The organism is Pseudomonas sp. B14(2022) (genome assembly GCF_012030485.1).
GTDB lineage: Bacteria > Pseudomonadota > Gammaproteobacteria > Pseudomonadales > Pseudomonadaceae > Aquipseudomonas.
In genome coordinates, this window is sequence record NZ_JAAUVM010000008.1 from 250,926 (window position 1) to 273,399 (window position 22,474).

Genomic DNA, 22,474 nt, shown 5'->3' on the forward strand with positions numbered 1-22,474 from the left:
GGTATCGGCTGTCTGGGCAAAATAATTAGCGCTTCAGCGCCGTGCGCCCCCGAGGGTTTGGCTTCACCGGAACGCTGTCGCCGTACTCGCTCCACTCCTGCATCTGCTTCCTGTGGCGAGCGGGCTTGCCCCGCGTTGGGCTGCGTAGCAGCCCCAAAACCAGGCGCAGAGAAGTGTCTGATACACCGCATTCGTCTTCATCAGGGGCGCTTCGCACCCCAACGCGGGACAAGCCCGCTCGCCACAACAGCCCTATCTGCTGGGCGTTCAGCGTTGAACCAAAGCCTATGCCCCAGCGGGGCGCGTGAGGATTTATCGAGATCACTTCAAGTTGCTTTTAAAGAAGCTGGTGAGCTTGGCGAAGGGGATCAGGTTGACCCGGTCGTAGAGGTCCACGTGGCCGGCATTCGGGATGATCACCAGCTCCTTGGGCTCGGCGGCCCGGTTGTAGGCGTCTTCGCTGAACTCGCGGGAGTGCGCATCGGCACCGGCAATCAGCAACAGCGGGCGAGGCGAAATCGTCTCGATGTCGTTGAACGGGTAGAAGTTCATGAACTTCACGTTGCTGGTCAGCGTGGGCATGGTGGTGGTCTGCGGCGAGGCGCCGGCCGGTGTGACTTCGCCTCGCGGTGTGCGGTAGAAATCGAAAAACTCATCGCCAATCGGGTTGCCGGTCAGCTTGAGCGGCGTGCCGCTGGTGTATAGGGTCTCGCCGCCCTGGAATTCCACGTAACGCTGGTTGGCCGCCTGCACCAGCACCTGCCGGCGTTGCTCCGCTGTCATGCCGTGCTTGAGGCCGTTGCGGTTGGCGGCGCCCATGTCGTACATGCTGACCGTGGCGATGGCCTTGAGGCGTGGGTCGATCTTGGCCGCCGCGATGGCAAAGCTGCCGCTGCCGCAGATGCCGATCACGCCGATGCGCTCACGATCGACCAGCGGCCGGATGCCGAGGAAGTCCACGGCGGCGCTGAAGTCTTCGGCGTAGAGGTCGGGTAGCACCGCATTGCGCGGCTGGCCTGCGCTTTCGCCCCAGAACGACAGGTCCAGCGACAAAGTGACAAAGCCCTGTTCGGCCATTTTGGTGGCGTAGAGGTTGGCGCTCTGTTCTTTGACGGCCCCCATCGGGTGGCCGACGATCAGCGCGGCATTTTTCGAGGCCGGGGCGAGCTGTTTGGGCACGAACAGGTTGCCCGCCACCGGCATGCCGTATTGATTGTTGAAGGTGACATTTTCGACGGTCACCTTGTCGCTTGTGTAGAAGTTGTTTGCACCGTTGGACATGTCGGCTCCCAGAGAAGAGAACGAAATCACCAGCAGACTCAGGGTGAGCAAGAGGCTTTTCATGGATGGATCCTTGAGAAGGGGGTCGGCACATTTTCCCGGCGTGGCCCAGGGTTCTGTAGTGCGTTCCACTGGATTACTTGCCTGATCCTCTGAGTCTGTCGGGTTGCCGGGGACGCAAGCGGGCCGGTCGGGGTAAAGTCCAGCGATCAGAGAAAAGGGCCCTTTATGAAGATCAATCAAACGCCCCTGGACGTGCTGGTCCACGCCATCGGCTCAAGGGTCTGCGTACCCGGCGACTACCCCATGCCCATCCCCGGCCTGGGCTTTTATCGGCGTGAGCAGCCCGCGACACCCGTGGTGTGCATGGTCGAGCCGAGCATCGTGCTGGTTGCCCAGGGTGAGAAGCGGTTGTGGGTCGGCGGCGAGGGGTACCCGTATGACACGGCACGATTCCTGGTCACGTCGCTGGATATACCGGCCAATTCTGAAGTGCTGGTGGCCAGCCCGACTCGCCCGTGCCTGGGCCTGACCTTCAAGCTGGACCTGCGCATCCTCGCCGAACTGATCGCCCAGGGGGCGTTGCCGCCAACGCGGGAGCGGGCGGTGATGAAAGGCGTGGGGATTGGTGTCGTGACCGGCGCCATGCTCGCGTCATTTGCGCGCCTGGTTGAATTGCTTGATGAGCCCGAAGCGATACCGGTGCTCGCGCCCTTGATCCAGCGCGAGATTCACTTCCGGCTGTTGCATAGCGACCAGGCCGGCCGATTGCGCCAGATCTGTTCCGTGGACGGGCAGGGTTATCGGATTGCGCGGGCGATCGATTGGCTCAAGCTCAATTACGACGTGCCTCTGCGCGTGGAAGAACTGGCCGCGCGCGTGCAGATGAGCGCGGCGACCTTTCACCATCACTTTCGTCAACTCACGGCGATGAGCCCGTTGCAGTATCAGAAGTGGCTGCGCCTCAACGAGGCGCGGCGCTTGATGTTGAACGAGCACCGGGACGTGTCCAGCGCGGCGTTCAAGGTCGGCTATGAGAGCCCGTCGCAGTTCAGCCGCGAGTACAGCCGGCTGTTTGGCGTGCCGCCCAAGCGCGATATGGCCGCGCTGCGCGGCAAGGCGCCTGTCACTGATCCGCGGGCGTCAAGTTAGCGTAGAAGATGCAGCCGATCAGCCGCGCAAACAGGCTGAGGGTTTCCGGCAGGTTGGGGTCGTCAAACAGCATTGCCCGGGAATCCAGCGCACACAGTGCGCCGAACAGGCGGCCGTCAGGCAGGAAGATCGGCGCGCCGGCGTAGCTCTCGATGGCGTATTGCTTGACCACCGGGCGTGAGGCGAAGCGGCCATTGTCGCTGACATGCGGGATGAACAAGGTCTGGGGGTTGATACAGAACTCGCTGCACAGGGTGGTTTCCAGGTCGAGCACGTCATCGACGTGAATACCCATGTCGGCAGTGTCGTGCACCGAGCAGACGATCCATTCCAGGTCTGTGAACTTGGCGATGCCAGCAAAGCGCATGCCCGTCAGGCGGGTGACCAATTGCAGGATGCTGGTGGTGGCTTCGATTTCGGCGATGGCAGCGCGTTCGTCGGCGCTGAGTAACGCGTGTGCGGCGGTGAAGCTTGGAAGCATGGTTGAACACTCCAGTGGCGTGGCGGCCCTTGCCGCCACGCTTGGTCAGGTCTTAATTGATACGCGGATGCTGCTGCACCAGGTTCTGGCGCTTGGCTTCCAGTTCGGCAATTTCGGCGTCGATGTCTTCGATTTTCTGCTCGATGTTGTCGTGATGCTCCTGCAGCAATTCCTTCGCTTCTGCCATATCCGACGCCGCCGGTGCTGCGCCGCGCAGGGGTTTGTTGGCGGTTTCCTTCATGGTCAGGCCGGTGATCAGGCCGACCACCGCAAACACCATCAGGTAGTAGGCGGGCATGTACAGGTCGTTGGTGCTCTCCACCAGCCAGGCCACGACGGTGGGGGTGACACCGGCGATCAGTACCGAAACGTTGAACGCACTGGCCAACGCGCTGTAGCGCAGGTGTGTGGGGAACATCGCCGGCAGTGTGGAGGCCATGACGCCGATGAAGAAGTTAAGCACGATGGCCAGGATCAGCAAGCCGGCGAAGATCAGGCCGATCTTGCCGCTGGTGATCAGCATGAATGCCGGGATGGACAGGAACAGCAGGCCGATGCTGCCGGCGATGATGAAGGGCTTGCGGCCGATCTTGTCGCTGACAAAACCGATGAACGGCTGCACGAACAACATGCCGACCATGATCGCGATGATGATCAGTACGCCGCTGTTTTCTTTGTAGTGCAGGTTATGCGACAGGTAGCTGGGCATGTAGGTGAGCAGCATGTAGTAGGTCACGTTGGTGGCCGCGACGATCCCGATGCAGGTCAGCAGGCTGCGCCAGTGCTTGGTGGCGATCTCCTTGAACGACACTTTCGGGCCATGGGTCAGGCCTTCGCGGTCTCCCTGTTCGAGCTTTTCGACATGCTGTTGGAACGCCGGGGTTTCTTCCAGCGCATGGCGCAGGTAGAGGCCGATCATGCCCAGGGGCAGGGCCAGGAAGAACGGCAGGCGCCAGCCCCAGGCCTCGAAGTCGGCTTCGCCCAGCACGCTGGAGATCAGCACCACGACGCCGGCACCGAGCACGAAACCGGCGATGGAGCCGAAGTCCAGCCAACTGCCGAGGAAGCCGCGCTTGCGGTCCGGCGCATATTCGGCGACGAAGATCGAGGCGCCGGTGTATTCACCGCCCACCGAGAAGCCTTGGGCCATCTTGCACAGCAGCAACAGGATCGGCGCCCAGATGCCGATGGAGGCGTATCCGGGAATCAGGCCGATGGCGAAGGTGCTCAGCGACATGATCACAATGGTCGCGGCGAGGACTTTCTGGCGTCCGTATTTATCGCCCAGCGCGCCGAAGAACAGGCCGCCCAGGGGACGAATCAGGAACGGCACGGAGAAGGTCCCCAGTGCCGCGATCATTTGTACGCTGGGCGAGGCGTCGGGGAAGAACACCTTGCCCAATACATAGGCGACAAACCCGTAGACACCAAAGTCGAACCATTCCATGGCGTTACCCAGTGCGGCGGCGGTGATCGCCTTGCGCATCTTGGCATCGTCAACAATGGTGATGTCTTTCAAACCGATGGGCTTGACGCCTTTCTTACGTAATTTCATGCGGACCACTCTAAAACAGAACAGGGGAGGTGCCATCGTTGCAATGGCACCGCTCTGTCAGTTCAGATACAAGCGGACATGAAATAATTCACCACTATTTGCGTTTTTTTGCTTGGGGCGCAGTTTGCCAGCAATCGCCTGGGTTTTCGGGGTGAGCACCTACCCTGTGGCGAGCGGGCTTGCCACAGTTCTAAAGAGGAATGATCCCGATGCCGGCTACCACCTCGCGTCTTATCTACCGTCAGCCACTCCCGAGTGACGTACAGCGATTGTTCGCGATCTTCGGCGACCCGCAGACCAACCTCTTCAATCCCTCGGGCCCCATGCCCAGTCTGTCCGCTGCCCAGCGCTTGCTCGACCAGTGGATCGCACAGTGGGCCACCCACGGCTATGGCTGGTGGGCAATTGCCCATCAGCAAGCCCCGGACTGCATCATCGGCTTCGGCGGTATTGCGCCGCTCAACTACCTCACGCAACCGCGCATCAACCTGGGCTACCGCTTCGCGGTGGAGGCCTGGGGGCAGGGCTACGCCACTGAGTTGGCACGCGATGCCCTGGCGCTGGCGTTTGACACCCTCGGATTGCCGGAAGTGTTCGGCCTGGTGCGCCCTGACCACGCGGCGTCGATCCGCGTGCTGGAGAAGGTCGGCATGCAGCCGTTCGGTGTACTCGATGATGTGCCCGGCAAAGCGCCGAGCCGGGTCATGCGCGTTTGTCGTCCTACAACCTAGCCGCACCTGACACTTTTCACATCCGTCGGATAGCCTGCAAAAGCCGTAACTTTTCACATTGACAGCGGGTAGGTAGCCCGATATAAAAGCCACAGTTGTACGACGACATATGACGTTACATATGTCCTACCTAACAAAAATAAAAAGTGATGCCATGAACTTGATCGAGCCCATCAACGCCCAGCGCGTTGGCCAAGCGGTAGGCAGCTATCGCTGGACCATCTGCGCGATGTTGTTTTTCGCGACCACCGTCAACTACCTCGACCGTCAGGTGCTCAGCCTGCTCGCGCCGCAGTTGTCGACGCAATTTGGCTGGAGCAACACCGATTACGCCAATATCGCGGCGGTGTTCCAGTTTGTGTATGCGATTTCCATGCTCTTCGCCGGTCGGTTTGTCGACAAGATCGGCACCAAGGCCGCCTACGTGATCGCGATTGCGATCTGGTCTACCGGCGCCATCATGCATGCGTTCTCGGTGCCGATGGGCGAGGGCATCGCCGCGCTCAGCGGTGCGATCGGCCTGGCGGTGATCCCGGTGTCCATCGCCGGCTTCATGTTGTCCCGTGCGGTGCTGGCGATTGGCGAGGCGGGTAACTTCCCGATTGCGATCAAGGCCACCGCCGAGTATTTCCCCAAGAAAGAACGCTCGCTGGCCACCGGGATCTTCAACTCCGGCGCCAACGTCGGCGCGATCCTGGCGCCGATCTGTGTGCCACTGATCGCCGGGATGTGGGGCTGGGAAGCGGCCTTTATGGTCATCGGCATGCTGGGCTTTGTGTGGGTGGCGGTGTGGGCGGCGGTGTATGAAAAGCCGGAGCAGCAAAAACGCCTGTCGGCCGAAGAGCTGGCCTATATCCGCAGCGACCAGAGCGCGCAGCCGTTGACTGCGGCCCCCGCAGGTGCGGCGGCGAAGAAAGTCTCGTGGTTCAAGTTGCTCACCTACCGCCAGACCTGGGCGTTTGCCTTTGGCAAGTTCATGACTGACGGCGTGTGGTGGTTCTTCCTGTTCTGGCTGCCCACCTACCTGTCGGCGCAATACGGCATGAAAGGCGCCGATATCGTCATGCCCCTGGCCGTGCTGTACAGCATGACCATGGTCGGCAGCATCGGCGGCGGCTGGTTCCCCAGTTACTTCATGGCCCGTGGCGACGCACCCTATGACGGCCGCATGAAAGCCATGCTGGTGATCGCGCTGTTCCCGTTGGTGGTGTTGCTGGCGCAGCCGTTGGGCTACATCAGCTTCTGGGTGCCGGTATTGCTGATCGGCGTGGGTGCCTCGGCGCACCAGGCGTGGTCGTGCAACATCTTCACCACCGTGTCCGACATGTTCCCGCAGAAAACCGTGGCCTCGGTGGTCGGCATTGGCGGCATGGCCGGCGGTATCGGCGGCGTGGTGATGACCAAGATCGGCGGCTGGGTGTTCGACTACTACAAGTCCATCAATGATATTCACACCGGCTACATGATCATGTTCGCGATCTGCGCGCTGGCGTACCTGGTGGCCTGGAGCGTGATGAAGACGCTGGTGCCGCGCCACAAGGAAATCACTGACCTGTAAACCCAGACCCCACTACCTCTGTGGCGAGCGGGCTTGTCCCGCGTTGGGGTGCGAAGCGCCCCTAATAAAGACGAATGCGGTGCATCAGACACTCCGCTGCGCCTGGTTTTGGGGCTGCTGCGCAGCCCAACGCGGGACAAGCCCGCTCGCCACAGGTCCGTCGAATCACCCATAACGTTGTGTCGAGACCCATTCCTTCAAGCGCCTTTTCTACAACGCGCGTGCCCAGGTCTGGCTGACCAATTGCTGGCCGAAACTCAAGGTGGGCTCCTCTTCCGTCGGTCAGTGGCTGCTGTTGGGGTTCGGGCAGGCCGTCGCCCGAGGGTTCGTCAATATGATCCGAATCGCCATGACCACGCTGATCAGCACCGCGCCCAGGCCCGCGGCTTCCATGAGCGTGGGCCACCGCCCGTGAAACCACAGGCCGAGCAGGGTGGCGAAGAGTGATTCGAGGGCGATCAATTGGCCGCTCAGTACCATCGGCAGGCGTCGGGTCGCGGCGTTCCAGGCCCAGGCGCCGACCATGGTGGACATCACCGCGATCACCAGGCTCCAGGCATAGAGCGGGCCTGCCTGGGAAAGGCCGAAGCCGAGCGTCGGCAGCTTGAACACGCCAAGCTCATGGATGAACGGCAGCAGGCACAGGGTGGCGACACCGCTGCCCACCATCATCAGTGCGGTCCAAAGGCCGGTTGCCTGCGCCGCAAGGTGTGTCAGTTGCCGTTGGTTGATCACGCTGAACCACAACCAGAGGGCAACTGCACTCAGGGAAAAAAACAGCCCCGCCCACCAGGCGTTTGTATCCAATGAAGGTTGATGAACGCTGCTGATGTTCGACAGCAAGAGGCCCACCGTCAGGCATGACAAGGGGGCTGCCAGCCGGCGCCACGGCACGGTCCTGGTGCTGGCGTTACCCACCAGGGCCAACAACACCGGCACCGTGCCGACAAACGCCGGGGTCATGACCGGCCCGCCGAACATCACGCCTGCGGCGATGCACACGCCGTAGCCCAGGCACCCCAACGCCCCGAGCGCTGCGGCGAGGCATCGCTGGCCGGGCCCGAGCATGTGCAACTGTGCCCGGCATAGGATCACCCCCATGACACCCAATATGCCGGCGACCAGAAATCGTACGGCCATCAAGTCATAGAGGCTGTAGTCGCCGGTGACGTAGGGCGTGATGAAGTTCAACGCCCAGCCCAATGTCGCAACAACCGCGAGCAGTACGCCGGCGGCAATAGAGGTCTGTGCAGCGTTCATCTGGGGCATCCATTCAGGTAATGGATCCATGGTGCCCAGTCGGGTGGGTGTGCTACAAACGAGTTCTCGGCCCTGGATATATAACCTCAGATTATGAATACACTCGGCAAGACCCTACCGCCCCTGGCCAGTCTGTTGCCGTTTGAAGCAGCGGCACGCCTGGGCAGTTTCTCCAAGGCTGCCGATGAGCTGCACATCACCCAGGCCGCCATCAGCCGCCAGATTCGCGGGCTGGAAGACAACCTGGGCGTGAAGCTTTTCAGTCGGCGCAACCGAGCGGTGTTCCTGACCCAAGAGGGGCGGGAACTGGGCAGGGTGGTCGGCGAGGCGCTGCGCAGCATCAGTGAAAGTGCCGCCAGCCTGCGGGTGTCACCGCACAGTCATCGCGTGGTGCTGCTGTGCCAGTTGTGCGAAGCGTTTTATTGGCTGATGCCGCGCCTGTCGACGTTCCACCAGCAATACCCGCATATCGAAATCCAGGTGGTGACCTCCACCCGCCCCCTGACCGAGTTCACCGACCATTTCGACGTGGCCTTGCAAAGTACCGGGCGCGCCAGTGGCGCCCATCCGCTGATGTTCACCGCGGCTGACGAAGTGTTCCCGGTGTGCAGCCCCGGCTATCTGGGCACGAAACCACCGCTGTCGCTCGCGGGGTTGCAGGCGTGCACCTTGTTGCACCACAGCTCCCATCCTCCGCACTTGATGGAGTGGGACCGCTGGTTGCAGGTATTCGGCCAGGCCGTGGCCGGGGATACGCGTGGAGTCACCTTCGACAGTTACCCGCTGATGTTGCAGGCTGCGGTGGAGGGGCACGGTGTTGCCATGGGCTGGCGGCGTACCGCGACCAAGTTGATTGAAACGGGGGCGCTGGTCAGGCCCTGTACCGAGAGCGTGCATTTGCCGGAGGCCATTTCGGTGTATAGGCAGCAGGGAGGAGGCAGTCGAGCCGAGATCACGGCATTGCTCGACTGGCTGGAGGTGCAATTGCAGGATGAGGGCTGACAGGGGCGACACCGCCCCTGTCATGTGCCGCTATGGGTTACGCGTCACCCGCCACACGGTATTGGCCAGGTCATCGGCGATGATCAGCGCGCCTTTCGGGTCGACCGTCACCCCCACCGGGCGCCCACGGGTCTTGCCGTCGTCACCGCGAAAACCGCTGGCGAAATCTATCGGCTCACCGGATGGCTTGCCATTGCTGAACGGCACGAAGATCACCTTGTAGCCCACAGGATTGTCGCGGTTCCAGCTGCCGTGCTCGCCGACGAATACGCCGTCGGCAAATTGCTCGCCCATGGCCGGGATGGAGAAATCCACGCCGAGTGCGGCCACGTGGGAACCGAGGCTGTAATCCGGCTTGATCGCGGCGGCGACTTTGGCCGGGTTCTGCGGTTGCGCGCGCGGGTCGACGTTCTGGCCCCAATAGCTGTAGGGCCAGCCGTAGAACGCGCCTTCTTTCACCGAGGTCAGGTAGTCGGGCACCAGGTCGGGACCCAGTTCGTCGCGTTCGTTGACCACCGTCCACAGTTGCCCGGAGTCGGGTTGAATGGTCAGCGCCGTGGGGTTGCGCAGGCCGGTGGCGTAAGGTTTGTGCGCGCCGGTCGCGGCATCGATCTGCCAGACCATGGCGCGGTCGATTTCCACTTCCATGCCACGTTCGGTGACGTTGCTGTTGGAACCGATCCCCACGTAGAGCTGGCGCCCATCGGCACTCACCGCCAGGGATTTGGTCCAGTGATGGTTAATCTGCGCCGGCAGGTCGGTGACTTTGACCGGCGCGCCGCTGGCCTTGGTCTGGCCATCGGTGTAGTCGAAACGCACCAGCGCATCCTGGTTGGCCACGTAGAGCTTGCCGTCGGCAAACGCCAGGCCGTAAGGCGCGTTGAGGTTGTCGGCGAACACCGTCTTCAACTCGTAGGTGCCGTCACCGTCGGCATCACGCAGCAGTGTCAGGCGGTTGCCGCCCTTGACCTTGGTGTTGCCTTCGGCCTTGATCAGGCTGGCGATCACATCCTTGGGCTTGAGCTTGGCTGCGCTGCCGCCACGGCCTTCGGCGATGAGGATGTCGCCGTTGGGCAGCACCAGGGTCTGGCGCGGGATGGCGAGGTCGGTGGCGATGGCCGTGACGCTGTAGCCTTCGGGCACCTTGGGTTTCTGATCGCCCCACGGGGTGGGCTCGGCGATCTTCATGCTCGGCAACAGGCTGCTTTGCTGCTCCGGCAACTTGGGGTCGGGGCCACGGGCCTGGGTCTTGTCACCTTCGCCGCCGCAGGCGCTCAGCAACAGCGCGGCGCTCAATACGCTCAGGGTGTGGGACGTTTTCATTTGGCACCTCCTGAGCGCAGGCCGGTCCAGGTGGCCGCCAGTGTCAGCAGCAAGACGATGGCCGACATGATCAGCCCGGCAGGCATTGAGGCGTAGGCATCCTTGGCATGTTGAAAGGCATTGACCAGCCCTAATACCCAGGTGGCTAACAGCAGTAGGACATACCGCGTGGGTTGCCCCGCCTTGCGCTCGGCGCGAAGCAGGTTGACCAGCGCAAACAGGAACGCGAGCCCACAGAAAACCAGAGCACCGGCAATCAACCAGGACGCAAAGTTGGCCCATTGAATCTGGTAGGTCTGGGTGTAGGCAATGTCGCTGAGCAAGGCACCAAGAAACAGCGGCACGGTGCCGGCCAGCAAGGTCGCATGCAGCGGCCCCGGCGTGTATCGGTAGGCGGGAAGGGTTGTCATGGTAAGGCGGCTCCTTGTTGTACAACGCCCCTGGTCGGGGCTGCGCATAGGAAATGAACGCCTTACGTGTCAGATAGTTCAGCATAATTCGTGTCGAAATATTAAGCGTCAGCCTGAAAGCTGGCATGCTCAACGCCTGACATAAGGAGCCGTCCCCATGCCAACCCTGCACCTGCTGTGCGGCAAGATCGCCTCGGGCAAGTCAACACTGGCCAAGACCCTGGTGGCCGAACACGCAGCCATCCTGCTCAGCGAAGACACCTGGCTCGCCCAGTTGTACGCCGGTGAAATCCTCTCGATCGCCGACTACCTGCGCTGTGCCCAGCGGATTCGCGGGGTGGTGGGGCCGCTGGTGGTCAGCCTGCTTGAGTCCGGCGTCAACGTGGTGCTGGATTTTCCGGCCAACACCCTGGCCAATCGCGAATGGCTGCTGGGGCTGGCGCAAGCCGCCGAGGTGCCGCACCGCCTGCATTACCTCGAACTGGACGACGCCACCTGCCGCGCGAGGCTGCGTGCGCGCAATGCCCGGGGCGACCACGATTTTGCGGCGACCGATGCCGAGTTTGAGCTGATCACCCAGCATTTCTGCGTGCCGAGTGAGGAGGAGGGGCTGGTGATTGAGGTGCATCGCCCATGAATACCCTTTCTACAGGCATCGACGCGGACGGATTTATCCTCACCGTCGCCGACACCCCCGTGCAGCGTGAATACCAGCCATTGCTTGCGGATGTCTGTGCGTCGCTCTCGACGGAAGACCTGGGCCTGGACGGCATCTATCTCTATGGCAGTGTCGCAAGGGGCGACGCCACTGCGGGTGCTTCTGACCTCGATCTCACCCTGGTGCTGCGCGAGCCGGCAACCGCGGATCTATTGGCGCGCTTGGAGGCAGTCCGCTGTGCACTGGAGCAGCGGCATCCCCATATCACCAAGATAGATTTCGATATCGGTCACCGGGCGCAGGTGCTGGCGGCTGAAAACCGCAACAGTTGGGGCTTCTGGCTCAAGCACCAGTGCCGCTGTGTGTGGGGCGAAGATCTATCAGTGCGTTTCGAGCGGTTTCGGCCGTCCCGTGACATCGCGCTGGCGGTAAATGGCGATTTCCATGCCGTATTGAGCACCTACCTCACGCGCATCGCGTGCGCCGATACCGAGATGCAGCGGCTTCGCTTGCAGCGCGAGGCTTCACGCAAACTGATCAGGTCCACTCATGTACTGCGCTCGAAAGAGGCGTCGACATGGCCGCAGACCCTCGAAGAGCATGTGGCGATGTTCGTCCGGGGGTATCCGCAGCGGGTCACTCACATCGCATTCTTTCTCTTTGAGGCCAGGAACCCTGGCGCCACGATGGAAAACTTCACCACGCGGCTTCGAGCTTTTCTGGACTGGATGGCTTCACCCGCAGCCACTGCGTAGCTGTCGAGCCCTGGCGAGGCTCGACGGTTGCTGGGGAGGCCGTCTGCGCCTATATGGGTATCAGATGGCGACAATCATCAGGACTTGAAGCGCCCCACCAGGCCATTCAACTCATCCGACAGATTCGACAGACGCCCCGAATCGTCCTGCGCCGAGTTGGCCAGGCTTTCCACCAGCCGCGCTTCGTCGTAGATCTGCTGGATATGCCGGTTGATCTCTTCGGCCACGCTGTGTTGTTCCTCGGCGGCGGCGGAGATTTGCAGGTTCTGGTCGCGGATCTCGTTGACCGACAGCTGGATGCCTTCAAAGCTGTCGCGCGCGCTTTCGATGGACGACACACTGGCCCGTGACAGGTCCAGGCAACTGCCCATTTTTTGCGTGACTTCCTGGGTCTTGTTTTCCAGGGTGCCGAGCAGGTGCTCGATCTCGCCGGTGGAGTCGGAGGTGCGTTTGGCCAACGCGCGCACCTCGTCGGCGACCACGGCAAAACCACGGCCCTGGTCGCCGGCACGGGCGGCCTCGATGGCGGCGTTGAGTGCAAGCAGGTTGGTCTGTTCGGCAATCGCGCGGATGGTGCCGATAATCTGGTTAATGCTGCGGCTGCCGGCCTCCAGCTCAACCATGGCGTCGGACGACTCGGTCAAGCGGCGGCCCAGGCGGTTGACGTTATCGGTGGTGACTTCGATCTGTTGTTTGCCCTCGGCCACGCGGCGATGGCCGTTCTCCGCCGACTCTGCCGCGCTGCTGCAGGAGCGCGCGACTTCGTTGGCGGTGGCGACCATTTCGTTGAATGCGGTGGACACCAGTTCCACCGCCTCGCGCTGGCGCCCGGCGGCTTCGTTCATGTTGTGCGCCACTTCGCTGTTGACCTTGGAGGCGTTGTGCAAATTGGTCGAGGCCGCGCCGATGTGCTGGATTAATTGGCGAATCGCGGCGAGGAACTTGTTGAACCAGCCGGCGAGTTCGGCGGTTTCATCCTTGCCCTGCACCTGCAGTGCGTGGCGCAGGTCGCCTTCACCCTCGGCAATCGACTGCAAACCGCTGCTGACCTGGCCGATAGGCTTGACGATCACTTTGGAAAACGCCGCGGCGAGTACGCCGAATATCAACACCAGCACGCCGACGATGATGGCGGTGAGGTAGGTCATGCGCGTGGCTTCGGCCATGACTTCGCGGTGTTCGATCAGGCCGATATAGCGCCAGCCCAGGCCGGGGGAGGTCCACACGTTGGCCATGTAGCGCACGCCGTTGATTTCCACTTCGGTAGAGCCCTGGGAGGTCTCGGCCAAGTGTGCATAGGCGGCACCCAGGTCCTTGAGCGGCTTGAAGCTGTGGGCGGCGTCGCGCGGGTCGACCAGCACCACGCCGTCTTCGATCAGCATCACGTAGCCGCTTTCGCCGAGCTTGATGCTCTTGACCAGTTCGGTGAGGTTCTTCAGCGACACGCTGACCACGAACACGCCCTTGGCTTTGCCGGCGCTATCCAGCAACGCCCGGGCAGTGCCCACCAGCGCCACATCGTCTTTGTCGTAGTAGTAAGCCGGCGTGCGCACGGTCTTGCCGGGGCTGGCCATCGCGGCCTTGTACCAGGGGCGTGTGCGTGGGTCGTACTTGGCCAGTTGCGGATCATCCGGCCATTTGACGTAGGTACCGTCTTCCAGGCCGATGGACAGGATGGCGGCGGCCGGGTGCGTGGCGCCAAAGCGCGCAAAGCGGTTGATCACGTCTTGCGCCGCCGCCGGCATCGGCTGGCTGGGCGCGTCGGCGGGCTGGTAGTTCTTCAGCGTGGCCACGGAGGTGTATACAGGATCGGTCGCCATTTGATCGACGTTCTGCAGCGTGCCGTCGAAGAACTGGCGAATATTGCCATCGATCTGGCGGATTTCCCGGGTGCTGCCGTCGATAAACTGATCCACCGCCTGGGTCCGTGTGTTCATCACGGAGATCACGGCCACCAGGCTTACCGGAATAAACGCTACAGAGACAAATGCCAGCACCAGCTTATTTTTTATTTTCATCGAGACGACCATCAGCGCAGAGGGTGGTCAAATCGTCGGCTCAGGAAAAACAGCGCGGCGATTTGCTATCACCGCTGTTTCGGCCCCATGCTGGTAAATCTTTAGGGTTTTTTGTACACAATACAAAGTGCTTATTGTTCTGTATCCAATCAGTAGACATCACGCAGGTAACGCTTCTGTTCGCTCAACTGGCGCCAGTACTCCATCGCGCCCTCAACGCCAAGCCCGCCGTGGGTTTGCGCGACCTGGCGCAACGCCTGGTCGACGTCCTTGGCCATGTGGCTGGCATCCCCGCAGATATACAGCTGCGCGCCGTCCTGCAGCCAGCGCCACAGCTCGGCACCTTGTTCGCGGATGCGGTCCTGTACGTAGATCTTTTGCGCCTGGTCGCGGGAGAACGCCAGGCTCAGGTGGGTGAGCAGGCCGTCGCGCTGCATGCCTTGCAGTTCATCCTGGTAATAGAAGTCGCTGGCCGCGTGCTGCTCGCCAAAGAACAGCCAGTTGCGGCCCTGATGCCCCAGAGCCCGACGCTCCTGCAAAAACGCGCGAAATGGCGCCACGCCGGTGCCGGGGCCGATCATGATCATCGGCACAGCGCCGTCGGCGGGTGTGCGGAAGTGTTTGGACGGCTGCACGAACAACGGCACCTCACTGTCTGCGGCGCGGTCGGCGAGGAAGGTCGAGGACACGCCCTTGCGCTTGCCATAGCGCACGGCAGCGACGGTGAGGTGCACTTCCTGCGGGTAGGCTTTGGCGCTGGAGGCGATTGAATACAAACGTGGTTGCAGGCGCTTGAGGGTGCCGAGCAGTTCGTCCGCCGAGCAATCGATGGGGTACTCGTGCAGCACATCCACCAGTTGCCGGCCCCACAGCCAATCCTGCAGTTGGGCCTTGTGCTCAGGGCTCAGCAGGCGTTTAAGGCCTGGGTTGGCACTGCGCTCAGCGATAAAGGCCAAAGTGTCGCTGCTGGGGCGAGCGATTTCGAAACGCTGGGTCAATGCCTGGTGCAGCGGTACATCGCCGAAGGTGTCGATGTTCACGCAGGCACTGGCATCCAGGCGCGTCAGGTCGAGCAGTTCGCTGACCAGTTCCGGGCAGTTGCGCGGCATCACTCCCAGGGCATCACCGGCTTCATAGCTCAGCCCGGAGTCGGTCAGGTCCAGGGCGAACTGGCGGGTTTCCTTGTGGGTGCTCTGCGGGTTCAGGTGCCGGTTGAGCAGCAGCCGTGAGCCATGCAGCTTGGTTTTGCCCGCCGGGGTGGCGGGTGGGGCGAGCGTCGCGGGCTTGGCCGGGTTGAGGGTCTGTTGCAGCTGTGCCAGCCAGGCATAGGCGCGTTCTTCGAATTCGGTGTCGCAATCCACGCGCTCCAGCAGGCGGGTCGCGCCCAGCTCCAGCAGGCGCTGGTCAAGGCGTTTGCCGTGTTTGCAGAACTGGTCGTAATTCGGATCGCCCAGGGCCAGTACCGCAAAGCGCAGCGACTCCAGGCGGATCTCGGCGGTACTGAGGCTGTGCCAGAAACCTTCGCCATTGTCCGGCGGGTCGCCGTCGCCGAAAGTGCTGCTGATCAGCGCCAGGTTTTGCGTGCTCAGCAGTTTGCTGGGCGGGAAGTCCGCCATGGCGCTGAGTTCCACGCTGATGCCGGCGTCGCGCAGGCGCTTGGCGAATCGCTCGGCCAGGGCTTCAGCGTTACCGGTCTGCGAGGCCCATAACAGGGTGACGGCCGGGGAGGGCGGTGCTGCGACGGCGCTGGCTTCTGCACGGCTGAACAGCCCGCCGAGCAAACCGTCCAGCCACAGTCGGGTGTCCTTGGCCAGCGGCGCATGGCTTGGCATCACCGGTACACCGGCGGCCTGGCGCCCGGCGTCGGAGCGCAGACCGCTGAGGAAACCTGCGAGGTAAGTACGCTCGCTGTCGCTCAGTGGCGGCGCTGGCACGTTACGGAGGCCGGCGATATCGGCGAAGGCGTCGAGGCGCGACATGGCGAGGTCCTCTGCTAAGGGGGAAAGGTCATTCGTGGCCGGTCTATCGAGAAACTGGTGATCGATCAACTCGACCCGGGCCAGGGCCACGGCACAGAACTTGAACTCGGGTTGCAGGGAAATCGGATCGACCGCGTCGTTGGTCACCGCGTTGATCGCCAGGTTTTCGCCAAATACATCATTCCAGTGGAAAGGCGCAAAACAGTTGCCCGGGCGCACGCGGTCGGTGACCACCGCAGGCAGTACGGCACGCCCGCGTTGGGAGCGCACCTCCACGCGGTCCTTGTCCTTGATGCCCAGGCTGGCGGCGTCTTCGGGGTGCAGTTCGACGAAGGGGCCGGGGTTGAGTTTGTTCAGCGTGGCGACCTTGCCGGTCTTGGTCAGGGTGTGCCACTGGTGCTGCAAACGGCCGGTGTTGAGCACGAAAGGGAAGGCTGCGTCGGGCATCTCTGCCGGCGGCCTATGCGGGCGTGCCAGGAACTGGCCCTTGCCGTTTTCGGTGGCGAATCTGAGCTTGCCTGTATCCAGGTAGCGGATCGGGTTGCGGTCCGCGCCCGCGTCTGAAGAGCAGGGCCATTGCAGCGGTTGCTCGCGCAGCCGTTCATGGCTGGCGCCGCGAATGTCATAGCCGGTCTTGGGGTTCCAGGCGCGCTTGATCTCGTCGAAGACCTCGGCGGCGCTGGCATAGGTGAAGGCTTCGGCAAAGCCCATCTCGCAGGCCACCCTGGCGATGATTTGCCAGTCGGGCAAGGTCTCGCCCGGTGGTTCGACGGCTTTTTGCATCAGGGTCAGGTTGCGTTCGGAGTTGATCATCACCCCTTCGGCCTCGGCCCACAGCGCGCCGGGCAGCAGAATGTCGGCGTAGCGGTTGGTCTCGGTGTCGAGGAAGGCATCCTGGGTGATCACCAGTTCGGCGGCTTGCAGGCCTTCGATGACCTTGCGGCGATTGGGCGCGCTGGCCACCGGGTTGGTGCAGATGATCCAGCAGGCCTTGATCTGCCCGGCACTCATCTGCTCGAACAGCGCCACGGTGCCGCTGCCAACCTGGCGCGGCAGGCTGCCTGCGGGGATCTGCCAGAGGTCTTCGATAAATGCGCGGTCGGCCTCCACCAGCACCGAGCGTTGCCCCGGCAGGCCAGGGCCCATGTAGCCCATCTCACGGCCGCCCATGGCATTGGGTTGGCCGGTGAGGGAAAACGGCCCGCTGCCGGGGCGGCAGATGGCGCCGGTGGCCAGGTGCAGGTTGCACAGGGCGTTGGTGTTCCAGGTGCCGTGGGTGCTTTGGTTGAGGCCCATGGTCCAGCAGCTCATCCACTCGGCGGCTTGGCCGATCCAGTCGGCGGCCTGGCGGATATCCGCTTCGGCCAGGCCGGTGATGTCGGCGACCGTGTGCGGCGGGTAGTCCTCGAGGAAGCCGGGCATGGCCTCCCAGCCCTCGGTGAACGCGGCAATAAAGGCCGGGTCGGTGTGGCCTTTTTTGACCAGCAGGTGCAACAGGCCATTGAGCAGGGCGAGGTCGGTGCCGGGTTTGATCGGCAGGTACAGGCCGGCCTTGTCCGCCGTGGCGCTGCGCCGTGGGTCGACCACGATCAGCTTCGCCCCGGCCTTGACCCGATCCATCATGCGCAGGAACAGGATCGGGTGACAGTCGGCCATATTGGCGCCGATCACGAAGAACAGGTCGGCGCGGTCGAAGTCTTCATAGGAGCCCGGCGGCCCGTCGGAACCGAGGGACAGCTTGTAGCCGCTGCCGGCGCTGGCCATGCACAGCCGCGAGTTCGACTCGACGTTGTTGGTGCGCACAAAGCCTTTGGCCAATTTGTTGATCAGGTATTGGGCTTCCAGGGACATTTGCCCGGACACATAGAAGGACAGCGCATCCGGCCCGTGGTTGTCGAGGATGCCACGCAGTCGCCCGGCAGTTTCGCTGATGGCGGTGTCCATGGCGATGCGCACCGGGTCGTGGTCACGCTTCTCACGCAGGTAGGCGTTCTCCATCCGCCCGGACTCGGCGATGGCCTGCCCGCAGGTGGTGCCTTTGGTGCACAGGCGGCCGAAGTTGGTGGGGTGGGCCTTGTCGCCGATGACCTTGACCACCTTGTTGTGCTCGACCTGCATGATGATGCCGCAGCCCACACCACAATAGGGACACACACTGCGTACGCTTTGGTTTGCCATCCGTAACCCTCGAAACTTTTTCTGCCCGCCAACAAAAAAGCGCCCTGCAACCCTCCGTTGGAAACGGGGATTGCACGGCGCCTTTGTCGTGAATGGGCAATCAGCGTTGACTGCTCTGTGTGTGTTCCTAGCAAGTCACGCGCCAATTTCTTAAGCGCAGGTTAATTGTGGCGAGCGGGCTTGCCCCGCGTTGGGCTGCGCAGCAGCCCCAAACCCAGGCACCTCAGTCCTTACAGGAAGCAAGCAGTGGCAGTAATGGGGCGGCTTCGCCACCCAACGCGGGGCAAGCCCGCTCGCCACAACAGTCCCGCTCACCATAGAAGCATTTGTGATCCTTTGAACGTGCGCTTTTTTGAAGCAAGGCGCACCAGTTGGAGGCGAAATTGGGTGTGCTTTGTGCAGTTGATTGCCTGTCGCCGCCGCGAGTGCTCGCTTGCGGCCAATTGGCACAGACCCTGCAAGCTCCCCCTCAACCCACCTCGGTCAACGACGATCGACAACAGGGGCATAAAGCGGTAGATCCGGCGCAGTCGCCGATCCGATCCCGCATAAGAACAGGCAAAGACGCCTGGAACCGTAAGGTTTCAGGCGTTTTTTTTTGCTTTTTAAACCGTGATGAACGTTGTCGGGTGCTTGATATGAACAAACAGATGAAAACCCTGATCGTCGTCGGCAATGGCATGGTCGGCCACCATTGCGTGGAGCAACTGATCGAACGCGGCGCGTTGGATCACTACCGGCTGCACGTGTTCAGCGAAGAGCCGATGCGTGCCTATGACCGCGTGCATCTGTCCGAATACTTCACCGGCCGCGATGCCGAGTCGCTGGCGTTGTCCGACGCCGCGTTGTACCAGACGCCGGGTGTCACCCTGCACCTGGGTGTACCGGTGCTGGAGATCGACCGCGAACGCTGTGAAGTGATCACCGCCCAGGGCTGCGTGGGCTACGACAAGCTGGTGCTGGCCACCGGTTCCTATCCGTTCGTGCCGCCGATCGAGGGCGCTGAAGGCGACTCGCGGCTGGTGTATCGCACCCTTGAAGACCTCGACGCCATTCGCACCGCTGCCGCCAATGCGCGCCGTGGTGTGGTGGTGGGCGGTGGCCTGCTCGGCCTGGAAGCCGCCAACGCCCTGAAAAGCCTGGGCCTGGAAGCCCATGTGGTGGAGTTCGCACCGCGCCTGATGCCGGTGCAGCTGGACGATTTTGGCGGTCTGGCGCTCAAGGCCCAGATCGAGCGGCTGGGCGTCGGTGTGCATCTGTCCCGCGCCACTCAATCGATCAGTGCCGGCGAGCAGTACCGCTACCGCATGAACTTTGCCAATGACGAATTCCTTGAAACCGACCTGATCGTGTTCTCCGCCGGTATCCGCGCCCAGGACGCCCTGGCCCGCCAGGCCGGCCTGGACATTGGCCCGCGCGGCGGCGTGGTGATCAACGACGAGTGCTTGAGCTGCGACCCGCATATCTACGCGATTGGCGAATGTGCCTCCTGGAACGGCAGTCTGTTCGGCTTGGTTGCGCCGGGTTACCAGATGGCCCGTGGCGTCGCCGCGCTGTTGTGCGAGCACACCGCTGAGCCGTTTGTCGGCGCCGACATGTCCACCAAGCTCAAGCTGCTGGGCGTGGACGTGGGCTCCATCGGCGACGCCCACGCCCATACACCGGGTGCGCGCAGCTACCAGTTCATCGACGAGGCGACCGCCAGCTATCGGCGCCTGGTGGTGGATGCGAGCGGCAAACACGTGATCGGCGCGGTGCTGGTCGGCGACAACAGCTACTACGACACCTTGCTGCAATACATGCAGAACAGCATCGCGCTGCCGGCCGAACCGGCCAGCCTGATCCTGCCATCGTCCAGCGGCGCACCGACCCTCGGCCCAGGCGCCTTGCCGGACTCGGCCACGGTGTGCTCGTGCCACAACGTCAACAAGGGTGCGATCTGCTCGGCCATCGACGCCGGTTGCAGCGACCTCGGCCTGCTCAAATCGCAGACCAAGGCCTGCACCGGTTGCGGTGGCTGCGCCGGGTTGCTCAAGCAGGTGTTCGAGCACGAGCTGATTGCCCGTGGCGTCAGCGTCGACAAGAGCCTGTGCGAACACTTCGCCTATACCCGCCAGGAGTTGTATGCCCTGGTGCGTGTGGAAGGGGTGCTCACGTTTGAAGCACTGCTGGCCAAGCATGGCCGCGGCCACACCGGCTGCGATGTGTGCAAACCGGCGGTGGGGTCGATCCTGGCCTCGTGCTGGAACCAGCCGATCATGGACGCGTCCCTGGTGCCTTTGCAGGACACCAACGATACCTTCATGGCCAACATGCAGAAGAACGGCACCTACTCGGTGGTGCCGCGTATTCCGGGCGGCGAGATCACTGCCGACAAACTGATCGTGATTGGCGAAGTGGCGAAGAAATACGACCTCTACACCAAGATCACCGGCGGCCAGCGTATTGACCTGTTTGGTGCGCAACTGCACGAGTTGCCGGACATCTGGGCCGAGCTGATCGCGGCCGGGTTTGAAACCGGCCACGCCTACGGCAAGTCCACGCGCACGGTGAAGTCCTGCGTGGGCAGCACCTGGTGCCGCTACGGTGTGCAGGACAGCGTGAAAATGGCGCTGCTGATCGAGGACCGCTACAAGGGCCTGCGTTCGCCGCACAAGCTCAAGTTCGCGGTGTCCGGCTGCACCCGCGAATGCGCCGAGGCGCAGAGCAAGGACGTGGGCGTGATCGCCACCGAGAAGGGCTGGAATCTCTACATCGCCGGCAACGGCGGCATGCGCCCACGCCACGCCGAACTGTTCGCCACCGACCTGGATGACGCCACGCTGATCCAGTACATCGACCGCTTCCTGATGTTCTACATCCGCACCGCCGACAAGTTGCAACGCACCTCGGTCTGGCGCGAAAGCCTGGAAGGCGGCCTGGATTTTCTCAAGGACGTGATCCTGCACGACAGCCTGGGCCTGGGCGCCGAGCTTGAAGCGCAGATGCAACTGGTGGTCGACCGCTATGAATGCGAGTGGGCCAACGCCCTCAAGGACCCGGAAAAACTCAAGCGCTTCCGCACCTTCGTCAACGACAAACGCCCCGACCCGGACATCCACTTTGTCCAGGAACGCGGCCAGCGTCGGCCGATCATGGCCGCCGAACTCAACCTGATTCCCGTCACCGAGGAGCTTGCCTGATGAGCCAGTCCAACACGCAGCGCAACCTTGCCACCTGGAAAAGCGTGTGCAACGAGACCGACCTGGTGAGTAATTCCGGCGTGGTGGTGTGGCTGGACGGCGCCCAAGTCGCGCTGTTCTACCTGCCCGGCGCCCAGGACCAGACGCTGTACGCCATCGACAACCACGACCCGGAATCCGGTGCGAATGTGATTGGTCGTGGGCTGGTCGGCAGCATCAAGGGCGACATGGTGGTGGCTGCACCGATCTACAAGCAGCATTACCGTTTGCACGACGGCCAATGCCTGGAGGCACCGCATCAGCGTTTGCGGGTGTGGCCGGTGCGGTTGAATGCTGGAGTGGTGGAAATAGGTCTGGGCTGACACGCCTCGGTCTGAACGTGGGAGGGGGCTTGCTCCCGATGACGGTGGATCAGCTAATAAATCAGTTGACTGACACTCCGCTATCGGGAGCAAGCCCCCTCCCACAGTTGAGCTGTTTACATCCGGCAGATTTCGGTCGCATGGGCGACTGCCAAAAGTCGCGCGGTTGAAGTAGGCGTGGGCTGACACGCCTCGGTCTGAACGTGGGAGGGGGCTTGCTCCCGATGACGGTGGATCAGCTAATAAATCTGTTGACTGACACTCCGCTATCGGGAGCAAGCCCCCTTCCACAGTTGAGCTGTTTACATCCGGCAGATTTCGGTCGCATGGGCGACTGCCAAAAGTCGCGTGGTTGAAGTAGGCGTAGGCTGACACGCCTCGGTCTGAATGTGGGAGGGGGCTTGCTCCCGATGACGGTGGATCAGCTAATGAATCTGTTGACTGAAACTCCGCTATCGGGAGCAAGCCCCCTCCCACAGTTGAGCTGTTTACATCCGGCAGATTTCGGTCGCATGGGCGACTGCCAAAAGTCGCGTGGTTGAAGTAGGCGTGGGCTGACACGCCTCGGTCTGAATGTGGGAGGGGGCTT

16 protein-coding genes and 1 pseudogene are annotated in these 22,474 nt (G+C 62.5%); 8 read left to right on the forward strand and 9 right to left on the reverse strand.

Annotated elements, in window-relative coordinates; genetic code table 11:
* Positions 1-321 precede the first annotated feature (321 nt).
* Complete coding sequence (locus tag HCF10_RS14925) at positions 322-1,344, reverse strand: alpha/beta hydrolase (RefSeq protein ID WP_167655853.1); 1,023 nt, start codon at positions 1,342-1,344, stop codon at positions 322-324.
* Positions 1,345-1,509: 165 nt separating this feature from the next.
* Here HCF10_RS14925 and HCF10_RS14930 point away from each other — a divergent pair, with 165 nt between their 5' ends.
* Positions 1,510-2,433, forward strand: coding sequence for an AraC family transcriptional regulator (locus tag HCF10_RS14930; RefSeq protein WP_167655854.1), 924 nt, complete (start codon positions 1,510-1,512; stop codon positions 2,431-2,433).
* Here HCF10_RS14930 and HCF10_RS14935 read toward each other — a convergent pair.
* Both HCF10_RS14935 and proP read right to left on the reverse strand, forming a co-directional pair.
* Positions 2,408-2,914, reverse strand: coding sequence for a GAF domain-containing protein (locus HCF10_RS14935; protein WP_145337588.1), 507 nt, complete (start codon positions 2,912-2,914; stop codon positions 2,408-2,410). The two genes, HCF10_RS14930 and HCF10_RS14935, sit on opposite strands and share 26 nt — an antisense overlap.
* 52 nt (positions 2,915-2,966) lie before the next feature.
* Positions 2,967-4,469 carry a glycine betaine/L-proline transporter ProP gene (gene proP, locus HCF10_RS14940; RefSeq protein ID WP_131696096.1) on the reverse strand — a complete coding sequence of 501 codons (1,503 nt, stop codon included), beginning with the start codon at positions 4,467-4,469 and terminating at the stop codon, positions 2,967-2,969.
* A 209-nt stretch (positions 4,470-4,678) separates the two neighbouring features.
* Between proP and HCF10_RS14945 the strand changes: the two genes are divergently transcribed.
* Positions 4,679-5,200, forward strand: a complete 522-nt coding sequence (locus HCF10_RS14945) for a GNAT family N-acetyltransferase (RefSeq protein ID WP_145337590.1) — start codon at positions 4,679-4,681, stop codon at positions 5,198-5,200.
* Between the two features lie 154 nt (positions 5,201-5,354).
* The gene (locus tag HCF10_RS14950; RefSeq protein WP_145337591.1) at positions 5,355-6,758 is read left to right on the forward strand and encodes an MFS transporter; all 1,404 of its coding nucleotides are present in this window, start codon (positions 5,355-5,357) and stop codon (positions 6,756-6,758) included.
* Positions 6,759-7,040: 282 nt separating this feature from the next.
* Here the strand turns inward: HCF10_RS14950 and HCF10_RS14955 are convergent, their stop codons facing one another.
* On the reverse strand, positions 7,041-8,018 hold the full coding sequence (locus HCF10_RS14955; protein ID WP_167655855.1) for a DMT family transporter: 978 nt from the start codon (positions 8,016-8,018) through the stop codon (positions 7,041-7,043).
* Between the two features lie 93 nt (positions 8,019-8,111).
* On the opposite strand from HCF10_RS14955, the gene HCF10_RS14960 reads away from it, so the two are divergent.
* Positions 8,112-9,020 carry a LysR substrate-binding domain-containing protein gene (locus HCF10_RS14960; protein ID WP_167655856.1) on the forward strand — a complete coding sequence of 303 codons (909 nt, stop codon included), beginning with the start codon at positions 8,112-8,114 and terminating at the stop codon, positions 9,018-9,020.
* Positions 9,021-9,050: 30 nt separating this feature from the next.
* Here the strand turns inward: HCF10_RS14960 and HCF10_RS14965 are convergent, their stop codons facing one another.
* Together HCF10_RS14965 and HCF10_RS14970 are read right to left on the reverse strand one after the other, a co-directional pair.
* Complete coding sequence (locus HCF10_RS14965) at positions 9,051-10,343, reverse strand: PQQ-dependent sugar dehydrogenase (RefSeq protein WP_145337594.1); 1,293 nt, start codon at positions 10,341-10,343, stop codon at positions 9,051-9,053.
* Positions 10,340-10,753, reverse strand: a complete 414-nt coding sequence (locus HCF10_RS14970; RefSeq protein WP_053138898.1) for a DUF2231 domain-containing protein — start codon at positions 10,751-10,753, stop codon at positions 10,340-10,342. Before HCF10_RS14970 ends, HCF10_RS14965 begins: the two co-directional genes overlap by 4 nt.
* A gap of 157 nt (positions 10,754-10,910) precedes the next feature.
* Between HCF10_RS14970 and HCF10_RS14975 the strand changes: the two genes are divergently transcribed.
* Complete coding sequence (locus HCF10_RS14975; RefSeq protein ID WP_167655857.1) at positions 10,911-11,390, forward strand: AAA family ATPase; 480 nt, start codon at positions 10,911-10,913, stop codon at positions 11,388-11,390.
* A complete protein-coding gene (locus tag HCF10_RS14980; RefSeq protein WP_167655858.1) occupies positions 11,387-12,166 on the forward strand; it encodes a nucleotidyltransferase domain-containing protein in 780 nt (259 codons plus the stop codon). The genes HCF10_RS14975 and HCF10_RS14980 overlap by 4 nt, the downstream gene beginning before the upstream one ends.
* A 77-nt stretch (positions 12,167-12,243) precedes the next feature.
* On the opposite strand, the gene HCF10_RS32045 is transcribed toward HCF10_RS14980, so the two are convergent.
* The 3 genes and pseudogenes from HCF10_RS32045 to HCF10_RS14990 form a co-directional block, all read right to left on the reverse strand.
* Entirely contained in the window at positions 12,244-13,011 is a 768-nt protein-coding gene (locus HCF10_RS32045; RefSeq protein ID WP_370737674.1) for a methyl-accepting chemotaxis protein, read from the reverse strand.
* 87 nt (positions 13,012-13,098) lie between these two features.
* A pseudogene (locus HCF10_RS32050) lies at positions 13,099-14,196 on the reverse strand (cache domain-containing protein); the annotation flags it as partial.
* 137 nt (positions 14,197-14,333) lie between these two features.
* Complete coding sequence (locus HCF10_RS14990; protein ID WP_167655860.1) at positions 14,334-18,341, reverse strand: bifunctional nitrate reductase/sulfite reductase flavoprotein subunit alpha; 4,008 nt, start codon at positions 18,339-18,341, stop codon at positions 14,334-14,336.
* A 638-nt stretch (positions 18,342-18,979) separates the two neighbouring features.
* On the opposite strand from HCF10_RS14990, the gene nirB reads away from it, so the two are divergent.
* Both nirB and nirD read left to right on the forward strand, forming a co-directional pair.
* Positions 18,980-21,523, forward strand: a complete 2,544-nt coding sequence (gene nirB, locus HCF10_RS14995) for a nitrite reductase large subunit NirB (protein WP_167655861.1) — start codon at positions 18,980-18,982, stop codon at positions 21,521-21,523.
* Entirely contained in the window at positions 21,523-21,885 is a 363-nt protein-coding gene (nirD, locus tag HCF10_RS15000; RefSeq protein ID WP_167655862.1) for a nitrite reductase small subunit NirD, read from the forward strand. The genes nirB and nirD overlap by 1 nt, the downstream gene beginning before the upstream one ends.
* Positions 21,886-22,474 lie beyond the last annotated feature (589 nt).